The 16,419-nt window shown below is 44.6% G+C and carries 13 protein-coding genes and 1 tRNA gene; 11 read left to right on the top strand and 3 right to left on the bottom strand.

The window, feature by feature from the left end; translation table 11 throughout:
• Positions 1 to 85: 85 nt before the first annotated feature.
• The 5 genes from AABI08_RS07320 to AABI08_RS07340 all read left to right on the top strand — a co-directional run bounded on the left by AABI08_RS07320 (position 86) and on the right by AABI08_RS07340 (position 5,859).
• Positions 86 to 1,075 (top strand): ribose-phosphate diphosphokinase, encoded by a 990-nt coding sequence (locus tag AABI08_RS07320; RefSeq protein WP_059394109.1) that lies wholly within the window; start codon positions 86 to 88, stop codon positions 1,073 to 1,075.
• Between the two features lie 156 nt (positions 1,076 to 1,231).
• Complete coding sequence (yycF, locus tag AABI08_RS07325; RefSeq protein WP_338344290.1) at positions 1,232 to 1,945, top strand: response regulator YycF; 714 nt, start codon at positions 1,232 to 1,234, stop codon at positions 1,943 to 1,945.
• Positions 1,946 to 1,981: 36 nt separating this feature from the next.
• Positions 1,982 to 3,859, top strand: coding sequence for an ATP-binding protein (locus AABI08_RS07330; RefSeq protein WP_338344287.1), 1,878 nt, complete (start codon positions 1,982 to 1,984; stop codon positions 3,857 to 3,859).
• Between the two features lie 71 nt (positions 3,860 to 3,930).
• Positions 3,931 to 5,064 (top strand): S1C family serine protease, encoded by a 1,134-nt coding sequence (locus AABI08_RS07335; RefSeq protein ID WP_338344285.1) that lies wholly within the window; start codon positions 3,931 to 3,933, stop codon positions 5,062 to 5,064.
• 147 nt (positions 5,065 to 5,211) lie between these two features.
• Positions 5,212 to 5,859 (top strand): deoxynucleoside kinase, encoded by a 648-nt coding sequence (locus AABI08_RS07340; protein ID WP_338344283.1) that lies wholly within the window; start codon positions 5,212 to 5,214, stop codon positions 5,857 to 5,859.
• A 141-nt stretch (positions 5,860 to 6,000) separates the two neighbouring features.
• On the opposite strand, the gene AABI08_RS07345 is transcribed toward AABI08_RS07340, so the two are convergent.
• The gene (locus tag AABI08_RS07345; RefSeq protein ID WP_248661622.1) at positions 6,001 to 6,957 is read right to left on the bottom strand and encodes a nucleoside hydrolase; all 957 of its coding nucleotides are present in this window, start codon (positions 6,955 to 6,957) and stop codon (positions 6,001 to 6,003) included.
• 76 nt (positions 6,958 to 7,033) lie between these two features.
• Between AABI08_RS07345 and AABI08_RS07350 the strand changes: the two genes are divergently transcribed.
• Both AABI08_RS07350 and AABI08_RS07355 read left to right on the top strand, forming a co-directional pair.
• The gene (locus AABI08_RS07350; RefSeq protein ID WP_338344278.1) at positions 7,034 to 8,032 is read left to right on the top strand and encodes an NAD(P)/FAD-dependent oxidoreductase; all 999 of its coding nucleotides are present in this window, start codon (positions 7,034 to 7,036) and stop codon (positions 8,030 to 8,032) included.
• Positions 8,033 to 8,394: 362 nt separating this feature from the next.
• Positions 8,395 to 10,077, top strand: a complete 1,683-nt coding sequence (locus tag AABI08_RS07355; protein WP_338344276.1) for a peptidoglycan amidohydrolase family protein — start codon at positions 8,395 to 8,397, stop codon at positions 10,075 to 10,077.
• 115 nt (positions 10,078 to 10,192) lie between these two features.
• On the opposite strand, the gene AABI08_RS07360 is transcribed toward AABI08_RS07355, so the two are convergent.
• Positions 10,193 to 10,265, bottom strand: a tRNA-Lys gene (locus tag AABI08_RS07360).
• A 118-nt stretch (positions 10,266 to 10,383) separates the two neighbouring features.
• Complete coding sequence (locus AABI08_RS07365; protein ID WP_338344274.1) at positions 10,384 to 10,713, bottom strand: VOC family protein; 330 nt, start codon at positions 10,711 to 10,713, stop codon at positions 10,384 to 10,386.
• A 137-nt stretch (positions 10,714 to 10,850) separates the two neighbouring features.
• Between AABI08_RS07365 and AABI08_RS07370 the strand changes: the two genes are divergently transcribed.
• The 4 genes from AABI08_RS07370 (at position 10,851) to AABI08_RS07385 (ending at position 16,411) form a co-directional block, all read left to right on the top strand.
• Positions 10,851 to 12,407 carry an ABC-F family ATP-binding cassette domain-containing protein gene (locus AABI08_RS07370; RefSeq protein ID WP_338344272.1) on the top strand — a complete coding sequence of 519 codons (1,557 nt, stop codon included), beginning with the start codon at positions 10,851 to 10,853 and terminating at the stop codon, positions 12,405 to 12,407.
• Positions 12,408 to 12,633: 226 nt separating this feature from the next.
• A complete protein-coding gene (locus tag AABI08_RS07375) occupies positions 12,634 to 14,274 on the top strand; it encodes a peptide ABC transporter substrate-binding protein (protein WP_338344270.1) in 1,641 nt (546 codons plus the stop codon).
• Positions 14,275 to 14,461: 187 nt separating this feature from the next.
• Positions 14,462 to 15,379 carry an ABC transporter permease gene (locus AABI08_RS07380; protein WP_338344268.1) on the top strand — a complete coding sequence of 306 codons (918 nt, stop codon included), beginning with the start codon at positions 14,462 to 14,464 and terminating at the stop codon, positions 15,377 to 15,379.
• Positions 15,380 to 15,388: 9 nt separating this feature from the next.
• Positions 15,389 to 16,411 carry an ABC transporter permease gene (locus tag AABI08_RS07385; protein ID WP_338344266.1) on the top strand — a complete coding sequence of 341 codons (1,023 nt, stop codon included), beginning with the start codon at positions 15,389 to 15,391 and terminating at the stop codon, positions 16,409 to 16,411.
• The last annotated feature ends 8 nt before the right edge of the window (positions 16,412 to 16,419 follow it).

The raw sequence follows: 16,419 nt of genomic DNA on the forward strand, positions 1-16,419 counted from the left end.
ATCAGTCGCTTTTTTTGCCCAGTTACCCTGGTTTTATTGTTATAATATATAAGAAATCGTTGTTCTTTAATCTGGAGTAGCAAAAATGACTAAGTCAAACCTAAAACTCTTTTCTCTCTCATCGAACCACCCCTTAGCAGAAAAAATTGCTGCTGAAGTCGGTGTGCCATTAAGCGACATTTCGGTGAAGCGCTTTGCCGATGGTGAAGTGCAAATTAACATTGAAGAATCTGTCCGTGGCGCAGATGTCTTCGTCATTCAATCAACATCCCAACCGGTTAACGATAATCTGATGGAATTGTTGATTATGATTGATGCCTTGAAGCGGGCGTCAGCTGACCAAATTAACGTGGTCTTACCTTACTATGGTTATGCACGTCAAGACCGGAAGGCTCGTTCACGTGAGCCAATCACGGCCAAGTTGGTTGCAAATATGATTGAACGTGCTGGGGCCACCCGTGTGATGGCTTTGGACTTGCACGCTGCTCAAATTCAAGGGTTCTTCGACCTACCAATGGATCACTTGCAAGGTGCCCCACTTTTGGCCGATTACTTGATTGAAACGGGCATTGCTGACAAGGAAAATGCCGTTGTTGTCTCACCCGATCATGGTGGAATGACGCGTGCCCGCAACTTGAACAACATGCTTGGTTTAGAAGCACCAGTTGCCGTAATTGACAAGCGCCGTCCGAAGCCAAACGTGGCAGAGGTTGGTTCAATCGTTGGTGATGTTGCTGGTAAAACGGCCATTATGGTCGATGACATGATTGATACGGCCGGAACGATTACGCAGGGTGCCCAATTGGTTTTGGAACACGGTGCGAAGGAAGTTTATGTCGCCGCATCACATGCTGTCTTCTCAGGCCCAGCTTTGGAGCGTTTGCAAAATTCCGTCTTTACCAAGGTGATTGTGACGGATTCCATTAACTTGCCAGACTCAAAGAAGTTTGATAAGTTGGAAATTGTCTCTGTTGGTGAACTGATTGGCGAAGCCATTCGTCGAGTTTCATTGAATGAAGCAATTAGTCCAATGTTTAAGCATCGTTTCCGACGTCGTAGTTCGCAAGAAGACTAAGATGTTGCGAGTTAAATAAAGCAATTAATAAGAGACAATCTTTTGGCTGAAATGCTAAAAGTGGTCTTTTTTTGTGAAGATTATTCGTAAATTGGCTGAAAGGCCAATTTTTTATGTTACAATAACGAATGAAAAATGTTTTAATTGGAGACGCTTATGTATAAAATTTTAGTGGTTGATGACGAAAAGCCAATTTCGGATATCATCAAGTTCAACTTGGTCAAAGAGGGTTACGAGGTCGTGACGGCCAGTGACGGAGCCGAAGCATTGGAATTGTACAAGTCAGAAAATCCTGATTTGGTATTGTTGGATCAAATGCTCCCCGAAGTTGAAGGGATTGAAGTATTGCGCCAAATTCGGGCCAAGGATAAGACGCCAGTTATCATGGTGACGGCGAAGGATTCTGAAATTGATAAAGTCATTGGTTTGGAAATGGGGGCAGATGATTATATCACCAAGCCATTCTCAAACCGTGAATTGGTTGCCCGAGTGAAGGCGAACTTACGTAACCGCCACACACCAAGTCGGTCTGATGATCCAGCGGTTAACCAGGAAGATATTCAGTTGGGTAACTTGGTTATTCATACCAAGACCTACATGGTGACAAAAGACGGTGTCGACCTTGAATTGACACACCGTGAATTTGAACTGCTTTCATATATGGCACAGCATATTGGTCAGGTTATGAATCGTGAAAACTTGCTTCGCCAAGTTTGGGGTTACGATTACTTTGGCGATGTTCGTGCGGTTGATGTAACGGTTCGTCGTTTACGTGAAAAGATTGAAGATGTACCATCACACCCTGTTTGGTTGGGAACACGACGTGGTGTTGGTTATTATCTTTCATCAGGTAAGAACCAAAATAAATAAAAACTATGAAGGGACGGGCACTCGTTGTCAGGAATTATGAAAGTCATTGTTAAACTCTTACAATCGATTCGATTCCGAATAACGTTTGTGTTTGTCCTTTTTTTAATTGTCATTTTAGAGTCCTTTGGTGTTTTTTTCGTCCATCAAATTGAGCAACATGATTTGATTGCCAGTGAGGCGGAGCTGACGATGCCGACCTATGTGACGAAGAAAATTGTAGAAGGTCTGGATACCGGGACCGGTAATATCAACCGGTCAAAAATGGACACGGCCGTGAAGGACTTTGATCCAAACCTGGTCGAAAATGTCCTGGTTTACGACAAGTCTGGTAAGGTCGTTTCCAGTCAGTCGACAAAGAAGTCTTTGTTGCCAAAAGCAATTGATTCCAACAGTGAAATTGCTTTGGATGGCGGTAATTCTTACCTTAAAATCCGGACTCAAGACCGTGAGCAAGGCAATGGTCAGCAGGCGGTAGTGACCCGGCAACTTTATGCTAATGGAACAAATGTTCCAAGTAAATCAGGTGAAAAGCCTGTTGGGGTAGTCGTTGTCTATGCCAGTCTCGCTAAGGTCTATGCCAACGCTCGTCAGATTTTGGTCTTGTTCTTGCTGGCCGGCTTGCTAACGTTAGTAGCTTCGGTCTATTTGGCCTTTATCCTTTCTCGGACATTGACACGACCAATTGAAATCATCAATAAACAGACAGCGCGGATTGCGGCTGGTGATTATTCGATGGTTAACACGATTTCCGGTTCGGATGAAATTTCGCAATTGGCCCATTCGGTTAATACACTTTCTAACCGGATTGCGGAATCAACCGAAATCATTAGTAATGAACGTAACCGCCTTCATTCGGTTCTCCATCACATGGCTGATGGGGTTTTGCTGACGAATGCGAACGGTCAGTTAACGATTATTAACCAGGCAGCAACCAAGTTGCTTGGTGTTAGCGAACAAGCAGCGCTGGGTCAGCAGGTTTTTGATTTACTGGACCTTCCTGAATATCAAAGTGTTCGTGACCTGATTAAACAGCAACGGGCAATGACGGTCGATGTTGGTCAGCGGATTATTGAAGTCCGGGTTTCTTTGATTAAGAACCCATCGGGCTTGATTAATGCGATGGTCCTGATTTTGCATGATATTACGGAGCAAAAGAAGATTGACCAGGACCGTCGTGACTTCGTTTCAAATGTCTCCCACGAATTACGAACACCATTGACAACGGTTGCATCTTATGTGGAATCGTTGCAGGAAGGCGCCAAGGAAGATCCAAAGATTCTTGGCGAATTTTTGACAGTGATTCAAAATGAAACGGACCGGATGTCGCGAATGGTATCTGATTTGCTCGAGCTGTCGCGGATGGACCAGGGGACGATGGAAGTGAAGACGGAGCTGGTTCAGCTGAATACCATGTTGAATTTCATTTTGGATCGCTTTGATATGATCTTGTTGTCACCGTCAAAGGACTTAAATTTGGATCGGAAGATTAAGATTGTTCGTCACATCCCAACCGACCAAGAATTCTGGGTTGATATTGACCACGATAAGATGACCCAGGTCATTGATAATTTGATGAACAATGCCATTAAGTATTCGCCTGATGGTGGCACAATCACGGTTTCCCTTGAAAAATCAGGAGATAAGGCGTTGATTAGCATCAAAGACCAAGGACTGGGTATTCCAGCAGCTGATCAGGAGAAGGTCTTTAACCGCTTCTTCCGTGTTGATAAGTCGCGGTCACGGGCTCAAGGTGGAACTGGACTGGGCTTGGCAATTTCTAAGGAAGTCATCGAAAAGTTTAATGGCCACATCTGGGTCGAATCCAAAGAAAATGAAGGCTCAACTTTTAAGATGACTCTGAATTATGTGCAAGACGATTTGTTATCGACTGAAAAACAGTGGGATGAGGATTAAGACTTTCGTGACCTTAATTTCTGCTTAATTTCACTCAGGTATAGTAGCGTTAACAAATTTTGGAGACGACCATGCAAAAGAACCTAACGAATTTAATTTTGGCTGGAGCCCTAGCCGGTGTAATTGGTGGTGGGGCTGTTTTAGCTGGACAAGAAATTTATCAAAATTATCAAGTGACGCACAGCCCGGTTCGGACAAAGGCAATTGCGACGAAAACGATGACATCCAAGGACACGGCCACTAATGCTTACAACAAGGTGGCCAACTCCGTTGTCTCAGTCATTAACTTTAAAAAGAGTGGCAACACTTATAATGAATCATCGGAAGGGTCTGGTTTCGTCTATAAGAAGGCCGAAGGCTCAGCTTTTATTGTGACCAACAATCACGTTATTGACGGTGCTGATAAGCTTCAGGTGATTACCAACGATAATAAGACGGTGACAGCGGAGCTGGTCGGTAAGGATGCCCTGACTGATTTGGCCGTCTTGAAAATTACCGACTCGTCAACGATTTCAACCGCTTCCTTTGGTGATTCTGCTAAGATCTCCGTTGGTCAACAAGTACTGGCTATTGGATCCCCACTTGGTTCACAGTACGCTTCCTCTGTGACGGAAGGAATTATCTCGGCCACGAAGCGTTTGGTTCAAGCTGATGATGATTCTGGCCAAAATTATGGTGGTTCAACGGTTATTCAAACCGATGCCGCTATTAATCCCGGAAACTCAGGTGGTCCTTTGATTAACTTAGCGGGACAAGTAGTTGGGATTAACTCGATGAAGTTGTCATCGTCATCAAACGGCACGGCAGTTGAAGGCATTGGTTTTGCCATTCCTTCTGATCAGGTGGTTGATATTGTTAATAAGCTGGTCAAGGATGGCAAGGTAACAAGGCCGGCTCTTGGAATCCAGATGATTAATTTGTCGCAAGTTCCCGTTAATGAGCAGCAGTCAACGCTGAAGATTCCAAACACCGTTAACGGTGGTGTGGTTCTTTATAAGGTCAACAGCGGCTCACCGGCCGATAAGGCGGGTCTGAAGAAGTATGACGTTATTGTTGGGATTGACGGTAAGACAGTAGCCAATCAGGCTGATTTGCGTGAACAGCTCTACACGCATAAGGTTGGCGACAAGACAACTTTGACTTACTACCGTGGTACTGAGAAGAAGACGGTTACCCTCAAGTTAAATCAGACTTTGCAGTCCTAAGATGTCTGACACTTATCCGTTTCAAAACAAAAATCGACCAAAATGTTGGTCGATTTTTTTTATGTTAAAAGTTGACGACGAAGGCGGAATTGCTGTTGGGATTTTGCTATACTTAAAAAAGCGATAAATGAGGAGAACGATGAACATATGATTGTATTAGCCGGGACAATTGGTGCTGGAAAGACCAGTTTAACAGAGATTTTAGCAAAGCATTTGGGTGGTCAGGCCTACTATGAGAGTGTGGATAATAACCCAATTTTGCCACTTTTTTATCAGGATCCCAAGAAATACAGCTTTTTGCTCCAAATTTACTTTTTGAATACCCGTTTGGACCAAATTCACGAAGCGCAACAAGAGAAGAATGCGGTCTTGGATCGGTCAATCTTTGAAGATGCCTTGCTCTTCCAGCTTAATGCTGATTTGGGCCGAGCAACGCAGACCGAAGTTGATATTTATAAGGATTTGGTTAATAACGTCTTGGAAGAAGTGTCAGAAGAAAACAAGACGAAGACACCAGACTTATTAATCCATGTTCGCGTATCTTTGGATACAATGCTGGCTCGAATTAAGAAGCGCGGTCGTCCTTACGAACAGATTGAACAGGACCCAGACTTGTACCAATACTATGCGGACTTAAATGCCCGTTATGATGCTTGGTTTGACCAGTATGACCGCTCACCAAAGCTTCAAATTAATGGTGATGAACTTAACTTCGTAGAAGATGCCGCTGCGGAGGAAAAGGTTTTGGCTCTCGTTGACCAAAAATTAGCAGAATTGGCTGCTGACAAAGATTAAAAAGCAGATTGGGAGTTACTGGACTAAATGCGGTTCCTGCCCCCAAACAACCTGAACCAGTCAAAATAACAGCAAAAAAGACTTAACCAAGTGGCTGCTAAGCCTGTCACTGGTTAAGTCTTTTTGTTTAGTAAGAAAATGTTAGGCAAGAACCTTGAGCATCATCTGCTGAAAATCAGAGACAAAACGGTCTTGATCAACTAGGACGGCAGCTTTTGAAATCGTTGGTTCCAAAAGCTTGGCCTTGTCGCCAATTGTGCGGCCGTAGTCACCTGATTCTTGGTCATAAGTGACCTGCATGTTTAAGTCCAATGTGGTGACGTAGCTTGGGTCAACAGCAACCGCCACGGCGAGTGGATCGTGGAGGGCGGCTCCTTTTTTATCGATATCTAAGTTATAATAAGCATCGATGTAGTAGTCCATGATGTCGGCGTAGTTTTGACCAGCAGTTGTGCCGAGGTCACGCCATTCTTGCGTATGCTTCTTTGTTAGAAGGGTCCGTAGAGTGACATCGAGGCCAACCATAGTGAGGTTTTCCTGATTTTTAAAAACATAGTCGGCGGCTTCGGGGTCTTGGTGGATGTTGGCTTCCGTAAACGGTGTCACGTTGCCGGGAACCGTCAAGGCACCACCCATCAAAGTCGTTTGGCCGATTAACTTGGCAATGCTTGGGTCCTTTTCAAGAGCCTTAGCCAAGTTCGTCAAGGGACCAGTTGGCAAGTAAATCAGTTCGTCTTTGTACTGGTGAGCAGCTTCAATTAAGAAGTCGATACCATTTTGGCTGTCAACGGAACGCGTTGAGGCTGCCACTTCGACATCACCGATACCGTTTTGGCCGTGAATAGCTTGTGAGATTGGCATGACGGTGAAATCAGTGGTGGTCGATGAATGTGACTCACCAATGAAAACGGGAACGTCATGGGCGCCTAAGAGGTCTAAGAGGTCAAGTGAATTCTTGGCCGTGACATTGGTTAGGGCATTACCATAGGTGGCAATAATCCCAATCAAATCGATGTCATCATGACCGATGGCGTAAGCCAGGGCCAAGGCATCATCGATACCAGTGTCGAGATCTAAAATCATTTTTTTGCGAGACATTGCGCATTCTCCTTTAATTTGGGTACACTTTATTATAGCAAAATTGTTAAGTAAAACACGAAGAAAGCGAATCAAAATGGAAAAAACGTACGATATTATCATTGTTGGTGGTGGTCCGGTGGGCCTCTTTGCTGCCTTTTATGCTGGCTTGCGTAATACCAAGGTGCTCTTATTAGAAGCGTTGACGGACCTTGGTGGCCAGGTGCAAACGCTTTACCCCGATAAAAAGATTTGGGACGTTGCAGGCCTTCCTGGTGCTTCTGGCCGTGAATTGATTGAGCGCCTCAAGGAACAGTTGGCCAAGTTCCCGGTTGACGTGCAAACGGAGGCTAAAGTAACGGATATTGTCCGTGATGGTGAAAACTGGCAGTTGACAATTAATGATGACGAGCAAACGAGTGTGACCGGTCGGTCAGTGATTTTGGCAACCGGTAAGGGCGCCTTTGAGCCCCGTCGATTGCAAATCAATAACGAGGCCGAATTGGAAGACCATGGCTTGTCTTATTTTGCTCCGGACCTCTCTTTTTATCAAAATCAGGAAGTGGCAGTTCTTGGTGGTGGCGATTCAGCGGTTGATTTAGCAGAACAACTAGACTCGATTGCTAAGAAAACTTACTTGATTCACCGCCGGGACCAATTCCGGGCACTGGAGCAAGCGGTGCTGGCCTTGGAGAAAACACAGGTGATTAAGAAGACGCCCAAAAAGGTTGAAAGCGCGCAAAAAACGGCCGATGGAAGACTAGAATTGACTCTGCAACACGTCAAAGATAAGGACCAGCAGGAAAAGTTAGTTGTGGATAACCTCCTTGTTCAGTATGGCTTCTTAACAAAGGGGCAGGCCGATACCGGTTGGCAGGTTGACCTCGATTGGGACTCAGCCGGAATCGTTGTGACTGATCAAATTAGGACCAAGCAGCCTGGTCTCTTTGCTATTGGGGATGCTTCGTCTTACCCTAATCATGTTGATTTAATTGCGACTGGCTTTGGTCAAGCACCGGCGGCGGTCAATGCAGCGATTGCTGCCATTGATCCTGACCGGGGTGGTCCTGGCCATTCCTCTTCAATGAATTTGTAAAAGAAAGTGTTGATGAATCATGCTGTTTTGTACCAAAGAAGTGGTGAACAGATGAGACAATAAGCACTTTTTATTTTGGTCGATGTAGGAAATGTTTGAAATCATTTTAAAATAGAAAGCCGTATTGCCATTTTCGACCTGATTTTGTAACATTTATAGAATTAAATGTTGTAAAATAAATCGAGAGAGGGTTTATTGCGTAGTTAACTTTATTAATCTTGCTCGGGTTAGTTTTTTCTTTCCATTCTTTGTTAAACAGAGATTGATTGTAAAGCTATTCCAAAGAAGTTGCGGGATGACTATATTTAATTTAGTTTGCTATGCACAAAATATTGAAACAAAGAAAAGTGGAGGTAATCAATATGACGGACAACAAACAGGACGTAACCCCCAGGCATCGATTAATGTTTACGGCTGGTGCAACGACATTAGCGGCGACGGGTGCAGTTTTTGGAGCCGCTGTGTTGAACCAAAATCAGACAGCTAGTGCTGATCAAGTTCAGGGACAAACTCAGGTTCAGGCGGGTCAGCAAAGTCAGTGGCAAGCAAATTCGCTTGACCAAGTAAAGGCCGCCGTTGCAAAGCAGGGCCAAGAAAACAATATTCATGGTTATGCCGCACAGTGGGGTGATACGTTAGAGGTCATTGCACAGGCCTATGGTCTTAGTACCGACCAAGCAGCACAACAGTTAGGTTTGGATGACCAAGGATTGCTGATTTCGGGTTATCGTCTCGGTGACCAAGCACAAGTTATTCAAAAGTTGAAAAGTACTGGTGCCTTGGTGTCTTCTGGGGTTGTTCAGACTAGCCAAGGTCAAACTGATCAGTCTAATTTGGTTTTGATGCAAAAGGGCGCACCAACTGTTGATGCGGCTCAGGTAGCTGCCGATTCACAGGTAAACTCGCAAGCGCAAAGCCAAAGTAATAGTCAAACAGGTAGCCAAACTGCGGCTACCGCTGCGGCCCAGTCTGTTGCTGAAAGCCAATCTTTGTCAGTGACTAGCTCACAGTCAGCGGCCGTAAGTGCAAATCAGGCTCAGACTAGTCAGAAGTTTTCCGTTTCAGATTCACAACAGGTAAGTACTAACCAAGCCAATCTGTTAGGCCAAAGTGCCACGCAAGTAACCGGATCGCAAACGGCTGATTTGAACTCGCAGACGCAGTCTTTGAGTCAAGCCCAGGCAGCTGCTTCGCAGTCGGTTTCTTCACAAACGGCAGGTTCACAGACTGTTGCTTCGCGGGGTGGAAATTCGCAAGCAGCCACTTCACAGGTAGCGGGTTCACAGACAGCAGCTTCTGAAGCTGCTAGCTCAGAGTCAGCTGCATCGCAAGTACCGGCCTCACAGACCGTTGCTTCTGAGGCACCGGCTTCCCAAGCTTCAGCTTCTCAGACCGTTGTTTCCGAGGCACCAGCTTCACAGGCACCGGCTTCTCAGACCGCTGTTTCCGAGGCACCAGCTTCTCAAGCTTCAACTTCTCAGACCGTTGTTTCCGAGGTGCCAGCTTCACAGGCACCTGCCTCGCAAGCACCGGCTTCAACCAGTGCGGCAGCTCAACCAACGGCCACTACGAATAAGGTTAATACGGAACAAGTCATCAATTGGTTCTATGACCACCAAGGCAAGTTAACCTATTCAATGACGGGATCACGTGATGGTGCCGATGGCACGGCTGATTGTTCTGGTGCGATGACGGAAGCCTTGTATGAGGCGGGCGCATCCAAGCCTGCTTACCTGTACAACACGGACTCTTTGCATGGTTATTTGGAACAAAATGGTTATCAACTGATTTCAACGAATACGCCATGGGACGCGCAGCGTGGTGATATCGTGATTTGGGGTCAGCAGGGTGCCTCAGGCGGATCTGCCGGTCACGTTCAAATTATTGTTTCTAATGATCCAAATGCCCGTGCCATTTCCGTTAATTACGTAACGGGTGGTCAAACGGGTACGGCTGTTCAGGAATGGAATTACGATGCAGCCTATAATTACACGGCGAACGCCAATGGCGGTAGCCTTGCTTATTATGTTTACCGACAAGTATAAGTAATTAAAAAAGCTAATGACACCTTTTCTGGTGTCATTAGCTTTTTTGGTGTCTGAGTAACTGATTTTTAAGTCATAAAAAAATCCTTGAGGAATTCCTCAAGGATTACTGTAGTGGTCAGTCAGGGGCTCGAACCCTGGACCCACGGATTAAGAGTCCGTTGCTCTACCAACTGAGCTAACTAACCATGGAGTTGTCTTAAACAACAAAAAATAGTATACCATGGTTATGACAGTTGGGCAAGCTTTTTGGCAAAAATAAATAGATATTTTCAATATTTTTTTAGTGAGCTTATTGATGCTACATCAGGCGTTAGCCTCAATGACTACGGTGTTACCCTCGGAATCCTTAACTGTCACCGCAACTTTATTGTTAAAACGTTCTTCTTCTTTTTCGATGACAACAAAATTATTGGCTAGGTGTTTTTTTAACTCCGATAGATGGTCACGGACCAAGAGTTCAAAATCAGCTTTAGGTTGGCCCTGAATAAAAGTGAGATCTTCATGGTCAACAACTAAGATACGGTCCGTTTGGGCCCCGCTTTGAGGAAGGTCGAAGACGTCGCGCCAAAAACGAAAGGCACGGTTGGGGTCTTGTGCGGGAATTTCTTTATAGTTAAGTTTACGAGCTTTCATTTACTTTGATTCTCCAAGAAACAGGTTCGCGTTATAATAACAAGGAATAGTGATTTGTTATGTTCTTTTATCCAGTATAGCCCAAAGAGGGGGCCTTGGCCATGCTTGTAATGGCAAAGTGTGGTAAACTAAATCTTATGGCATTATTAGAAGTAAGTGGGCTCTCAATGGCCTACGCAGAAAAAACATTATATGACGATGCTGACTTGGAATTGCAAGCCGGTGAACACATGGGGATTGTCGGTCAAAACGGGGCTGGTAAGTCAACTTTGATTCGGATTTTGACGGGGCAAGTATTGCCACTGTCGGGTCGAATTGATTGGGCGAAAAACCTGAAAATTGGCTACTTGGACCAGTATGCAGAAATTCCAGAGGGGATGACCCTGGTTGATTTCTTGCATACGGCCTACAAGGACCTCTATGATAAGCAGGATCGCGCAACGGAATTGTACGAAAAGTACGCCGCTACCGCCGATGATAAGCTACTTGAACGAGCAGGACGCTTGCAAGAGGAACTGGACGCTGCTGGTTTTTACGACGTCGATACCGAAATCGAACGGGTTATTTCCGGTTTGGGCTTGGAAGCCATCGGTCGTGACCGCGAACTGGAACATATGTCCGGTGGTCAGCGTGCTAAGGTTATTTTGGCCAAGTTGCTCTTGGAAAATGACGATGTCATTATCCTTGATGAGCCCACCAACTATTTGGATGTTTCACATATCGAATGGTTGGAAGGCTTTTTGCAGGGCTTTGAAGGCGCAGCCATGATTATTTCGCACGATTTTGATTTCTTGGATAAGGTGACCAACGCGATTGCTGATGTTTCCTTTGGTAAGATTACCAAGTATCGTGGTTCTTTCCAAAAGGCGATGCGCCAAAAGGAAGAACGCTCTGAGCAGCAGATGCGTCAGTACGAGAAGCAACAGGTTGAGATTGCTAAGGCTGAAAAGTTTATTGCCAAAAACAAGGCGCGGGCATCAACCTCAAAGCAGGCGAAGTCACGTGAAAAAATGCTGGCCCGGATGGATAAGGTTGATCCACCTTCAGAAAACCTGAAGGCTAAGTTTAATTTCCCATACGTCAACTCCCAGTCGGCGGCCGCTTTGACCGTGACTGATTTGTCAGTTGGGTATGACCAGGCAATTTTGGAACCCGTGTCATTCTCGTTGACAACGGAAAAGAAGATTGTCTTCGCTGGTTTCAACGGGGCAGGAAAGTCAACGTTGATCAAGTCGATTTTGGGTGAAATTCCTTCTCTTGGCGGTCAGGTGGAATTTTCACCGTCAGCCGTAGTTAATTATTTTGACCAGGACTTGGACTGGGATAACGACCAGCAGACGCCATTGCAGGCGATGCAGGACCTCTTCCCAACGATTTTGCCAAAGGAATTGCGGCAACGATTGGCAGGAGCCGGCATTAATGCCGAAAATGCGCAAAAGCCGTTGTTCCAGCTTTCCGGAGGGGAGCAGACGAAGGTTAAGCTGGCCATTATGGAAATGAAGCCTTCGAACTTCTTAATCCTCGATGAGCCGACGAATCACTTGGATGAAGAAACGAAACAAGCTTTGTATAAGGCGATTAAGGCATTCCCTGGTAATGCCATTATCGTTTCCCACGAAGTTTCCTTTACGAAGGATTTAGCTGACCAAACTTTGAATGTGGCCGCTTTGTCCTACAAGGAAAATCCGGAATAAAGCAGATAAAAGTGAATAATAAACACCAAAAGGATGATTTTGTTAACAAAATCATTCTTTTTTTGATGTTAGGAAAAATAACAAATACAGGCAAAATGAGCATTTTAAGCGGTAAAATAAGCCTCGAAGCAACAAAATAATCGTTTTTATTAAAAAATTATTTGAAAACGGTGTGTTTGTCTGATAAGATTAAACAAACATTAAGTTGTACCGAGGAGGAAGCATCATGAAACGATGGCAGAAATGGACTGTTGCGGCAGTCGTTGTTTTGGCCGCAGTTGGGGGATCTCGAGCTGCAGGCTGGTGGGGCACAAGCCCTGCAGACGATAAATCAACTTTGAACTACGGATTAGCAGCTGAAATTCAAACGTTGGATATTTCAAAGAGTACTGATGTAAACTCAAATACGATTTTGGGAAACACGGAATCAAACTTGTTGCGTGTGAACGCAAAGGGTAACCCAGTTCCTGATTTGGCTAAGTCATACAGCGTCTCATCAGACGGTTTGACTTATACCGTTCAGTTGCGTTCAGGTTTGAAGTGGTCTGACGGCTCTTCGTTGACTGCCAAGGACTTTGTTTATACTTGGCAGCGAATTGCTGATCCAAAGACTGCCTCACAATATTCATACCTGACATCAGGTGTGAAGAATGCTGATGACATCGTGGCTGGTAAGAAGCCAGTTTCTGATTTGGGTGTTAAGGCCGATGGCAATACTTTGACTTTCACTTTGGAAAAGCCAATGGCACAATTCAAGTACCTGTTGAGTTTTGCTCAGTTTGCACCGCAGAAGGAATCCTTTGTTAAGGAACAAGGTTCAAAGTATGGAACTTCTTCTAAGACTCAGATTTACTCAGGTCCTTACAAGTTAGAGGACTGGAACGGAACGAACAACAAGTTCAAGATGGTTAAGAACCCAGATTACTGGGATGCTAAGAACGTTAAGACTAAGACAGTTAACTGGCAAGTTATTAAGAACCCTGAAACAGCTATTAAGATGTACAAGCAGGGTAAGCTTGATCGTGCTGCTATTACTAATTCTGCAGAAATGTATGCAGCTAACAAGAACAATAAGGATGTTAAGTCTTCTGCTTTGGCTGCATCAACTTATCTTGTTTATAACGAAGCTAAGAACCCATTCTTGGCAAACGAAAAGATTCGCGAAGCCTTGAACTTGGCAACTAACCGTAAGGATTTGGCATCTCAAGCAACTGGTGGTGCACGTGATGCCGCTAAGAGTTTGGTTTCAAATAATTTGGTTAAGGCTGCTAACGGTGAAGATTTGTCAACTTACGTTGCTCCTGGTTACACTTACGATAAGGAAAAGGCAAAGCAACTCTTTGCTGAAGGAATCAAGGAAGTTAACAAGGGTAAGATGAGTGTTACCCTTGAAACGGATGCTGATAGCCCAATTGCTAAGAGCACCGTTGATTACTTGAAGCAAGCTTACGAATCAACGTTTGGTGACCAAATCTCAATCACTGAGAAGATTGTGCCATTCAAGCAACGTTTGCAAGATGCTAACAACGGAAACTTTGATATTATGGCAACAAATTGGACTGGTGATTACCAAGACGGTTCAACCTTCTACGATATGTTTAAGGCACCAGACACTGGTATGAACTTCGGTCAATTTAAGAACCAAGCATATACTGACGCTGTAGCCAAGGCCGAAGGCCAAGACGCTAACAACCCATCTGCTCGTGACGCTGACTGGAAGGCAGCAGAAGCAGCATTGATGAGTGATGCAAACATTAACCCATTGTACTCATGGAAGGGTGATGCTTTGCAACGTTCAAACGTCAAGGGTGTTGTGACAAATCCTGCCGGATTGGCATTGGATTTGACATACGCACATCGCAAGTAATGCTATTTAAAATTCATTCAAGTTGAATACACTAGGCAGGTCATTGAGAGAGACGTCCCGTATCATAATGGACACCCTTTATGTGACCTGCCTTTGATGTGAAGCGTGTCTTTCTAAAAAAAGACGGTATTAAATTAGTTTAAATCGGCAACGATAACTTCGCTATAGCGCTAGGAGAGTCATTAAAATGGCCAAATACATTTTAAAACGAGTGTTAATCCTGCTAGTCACATTGTGGATTGTGGTTACTGCCACATTCTTCTTAATGCAGATTTTGCCAGGAACACCGTATAATAATCCGCACTTGTCGGCTTCGGCAATTGCCCAATTGAACGAAACGTATGGTTTGGATAAGCCTATCGTTGTTCAGTACTTTGATTACCTTGTGAATCTGTTGCATGGTGATCTTGGAACGTCTTATCAGTATCAAAATCAGTCGGTTACAATGTTGATTGGACAACGATTGCCAGTTTCTGCGCAACTTGGTTTGCAAGCCTTGGTTGTTGGAATCTTGCTTGGCCTTTGGTTTGGGGCAGTTTCTGCTAAGAACCAAAACAAGAAGATGGATGGTTTCTTGGGAATTATTTCCACTTTGGGAATCTCGATTCCTTCCTTTATCTTAGCCATTGTCTTGCTTTACGTCTTTGGTTATAACCTAGGTTGGTTGCCAGTTTCTGGTTGGGGTGATAGCTTCTCCGAAACAATTTTGCCAACTTTGGCTTTGGCCGTTGGCCCCGCGGCAACGACCACGCGATTTGTTCGTTCCGAAATGATTGATGTTTTGCATTCGGATTATATCCAATTGGCTCGAGCCAAAGGATTGACTGGGACACAATTAATTCGTAAGCATGCTTATCGAAACTCGATGATTCCGATTTTGACGCTGATTGGTCCAATGGTTGCTAACCTGTTGACTGGATCAACTTTGGTTGAAAACATCTTTTCAATTCCTGGAATTGGGCAACAGTTTGTTTCCTCAATTCCGACAAAGGATTATCCGGTTATTATGGGTACCACTATTGTTTATGCAGCGATGTTGATGATCTGCATCTTGATTACCGATATTTTGACGGCAATCGTTGATCCACGAGTTCGGTTGAAGTAGGGGGAGAACATGGAAGAAGTACAAAATGAATTTTCCCTCGTTGGGATTGAAGATAAGTCGGCCAGCGAAAACATCGTGAAGCCCGCCTTGTCGACTTGGCAGAGTGTTTGGCACCGTCTGCGTAAGAACAAATTAGCAGTTGTTAGTTTGGTCTTCTTGGTTTTGGTCATGCTTTATGCTTTGATTTCGACACCAATTGTCAGTCAAAATTCGGCTAACCAATTTGACACAAATACGTCTAAATACAAGAATTTACCACCAAAGTCTGGTTTGCCAATTCCGGGTTGGGATGGGAAAATGACGTCTCCGGGCGCTACTGAATCAGTTGATATTTATGAAAAGAATGGTGTTGATCAAAACTACCTTTTGGGAACTGATAACCTTGGCCGCTCTGTTGCCAAGCGTGTGACGGTTGGTTTGAGAATTTCGCTCTTTATTGCCATCGTCGCGACAGCAATCGATTTGCTGATTGGTGTTAGTTATGGTTTGGTCTCCGGTTGGGTTGGCGGTTGGGTTGATACCATCATGCAACGGATTATTGAAGTAATTTCAGCCATTCCAAACTTGGTTGTCGTGACCCTCTTGGCCATGCTCTTTGGTTCAAGTATTTGGTCCATTATTTTGGCCATTGCCTTGACGAGTTGGACTGGAATGGCCCGTCAGGTTCGTAACTTAACTCTGACCTATAAGGAACGTGATTTCGTTTTGGCTGCTAAGACTTTGGGCGAATCTGGACCAAAGATTGCTTTGAAGCATCTGGTGCCAAACATGTCTGGAACAATTATCGTGCAAATCATGATGACGATTCCTGCCGCTATCATGTTCGAAGCGGTTTTGTCAGCCATCAACTTGGGTGTGAAGGCACCAACGGCTTCACTGGGAACGTTGATTACTGACGGACAGAACATGTTGCAATACTACCCATATCAGATTTTGATTCCATCAGTTGTCTTGGTCTTGGTATCCTTGGCCTTCATCCTCTTGGGTGATGGCTTGCGTGATGCCTTTGATCCAAAGATGGCGGATGAATAAGGAGGCCT

The organism is Fructobacillus evanidus (genome assembly GCF_963580165.1).
In the GTDB taxonomy this organism is placed as follows: Bacteria; Bacillota; Bacilli; order Lactobacillales; family Lactobacillaceae; genus Fructobacillus; species Fructobacillus evanidus.

Bases quoted from the DNA above. Each gene is read 5' to 3' on its own strand.
- AABI08_RS07355 (WP_338344276.1), top strand. From the start codon at position 8,395: ATGACGGACAACAAACAGGACGTAACCCCCAGGCATCGATTAATGTTT.
- AABI08_RS07385 (WP_338344266.1), top strand. From the start codon at position 15,389: ATGGAAGAAGTACAAAATGAATTTTCCCTCGTTGGGATTGAAGATAAG.
- AABI08_RS07370 (WP_338344272.1), top strand. From the start codon at position 10,851: ATGGCATTATTAGAAGTAAGTGGGCTCTCAATGGCCTACGCAGAAAAA.
- AABI08_RS07335 (WP_338344285.1), top strand. From the start codon at position 3,931: ATGCAAAAGAACCTAACGAATTTAATTTTGGCTGGAGCCCTAGCCGGT.
- yycF (WP_338344290.1), top strand. From the start codon at position 1,232: ATGTATAAAATTTTAGTGGTTGATGACGAAAAGCCAATTTCGGATATC.
- AABI08_RS07365 (WP_338344274.1), bottom strand. From the start codon at position 10,713: ATGAAAGCTCGTAAACTTAACTATAAAGAAATTCCCGCACAAGACCCC.
- AABI08_RS07350 (WP_338344278.1), top strand. From the start codon at position 7,034: ATGGAAAAAACGTACGATATTATCATTGTTGGTGGTGGTCCGGTGGGC.
- AABI08_RS07375 (WP_338344270.1), top strand. From the start codon at position 12,634: ATGAAACGATGGCAGAAATGGACTGTTGCGGCAGTCGTTGTTTTGGCC.
- AABI08_RS07330 (WP_338344287.1), top strand. From the start codon at position 1,982: ATGAAAGTCATTGTTAAACTCTTACAATCGATTCGATTCCGAATAACG.
- AABI08_RS07380 (WP_338344268.1), top strand. From the start codon at position 14,462: ATGGCCAAATACATTTTAAAACGAGTGTTAATCCTGCTAGTCACATTG.
- AABI08_RS07340 (WP_338344283.1), top strand. From the start codon at position 5,212: ATGATTGTATTAGCCGGGACAATTGGTGCTGGAAAGACCAGTTTAACA.
- AABI08_RS07345 (WP_248661622.1), bottom strand. From the start codon at position 6,957: ATGTCTCGCAAAAAAATGATTTTAGATCTCGACACTGGTATCGATGAT.
- AABI08_RS07320 (WP_059394109.1), top strand. From the start codon at position 86: ATGACTAAGTCAAACCTAAAACTCTTTTCTCTCTCATCGAACCACCCC.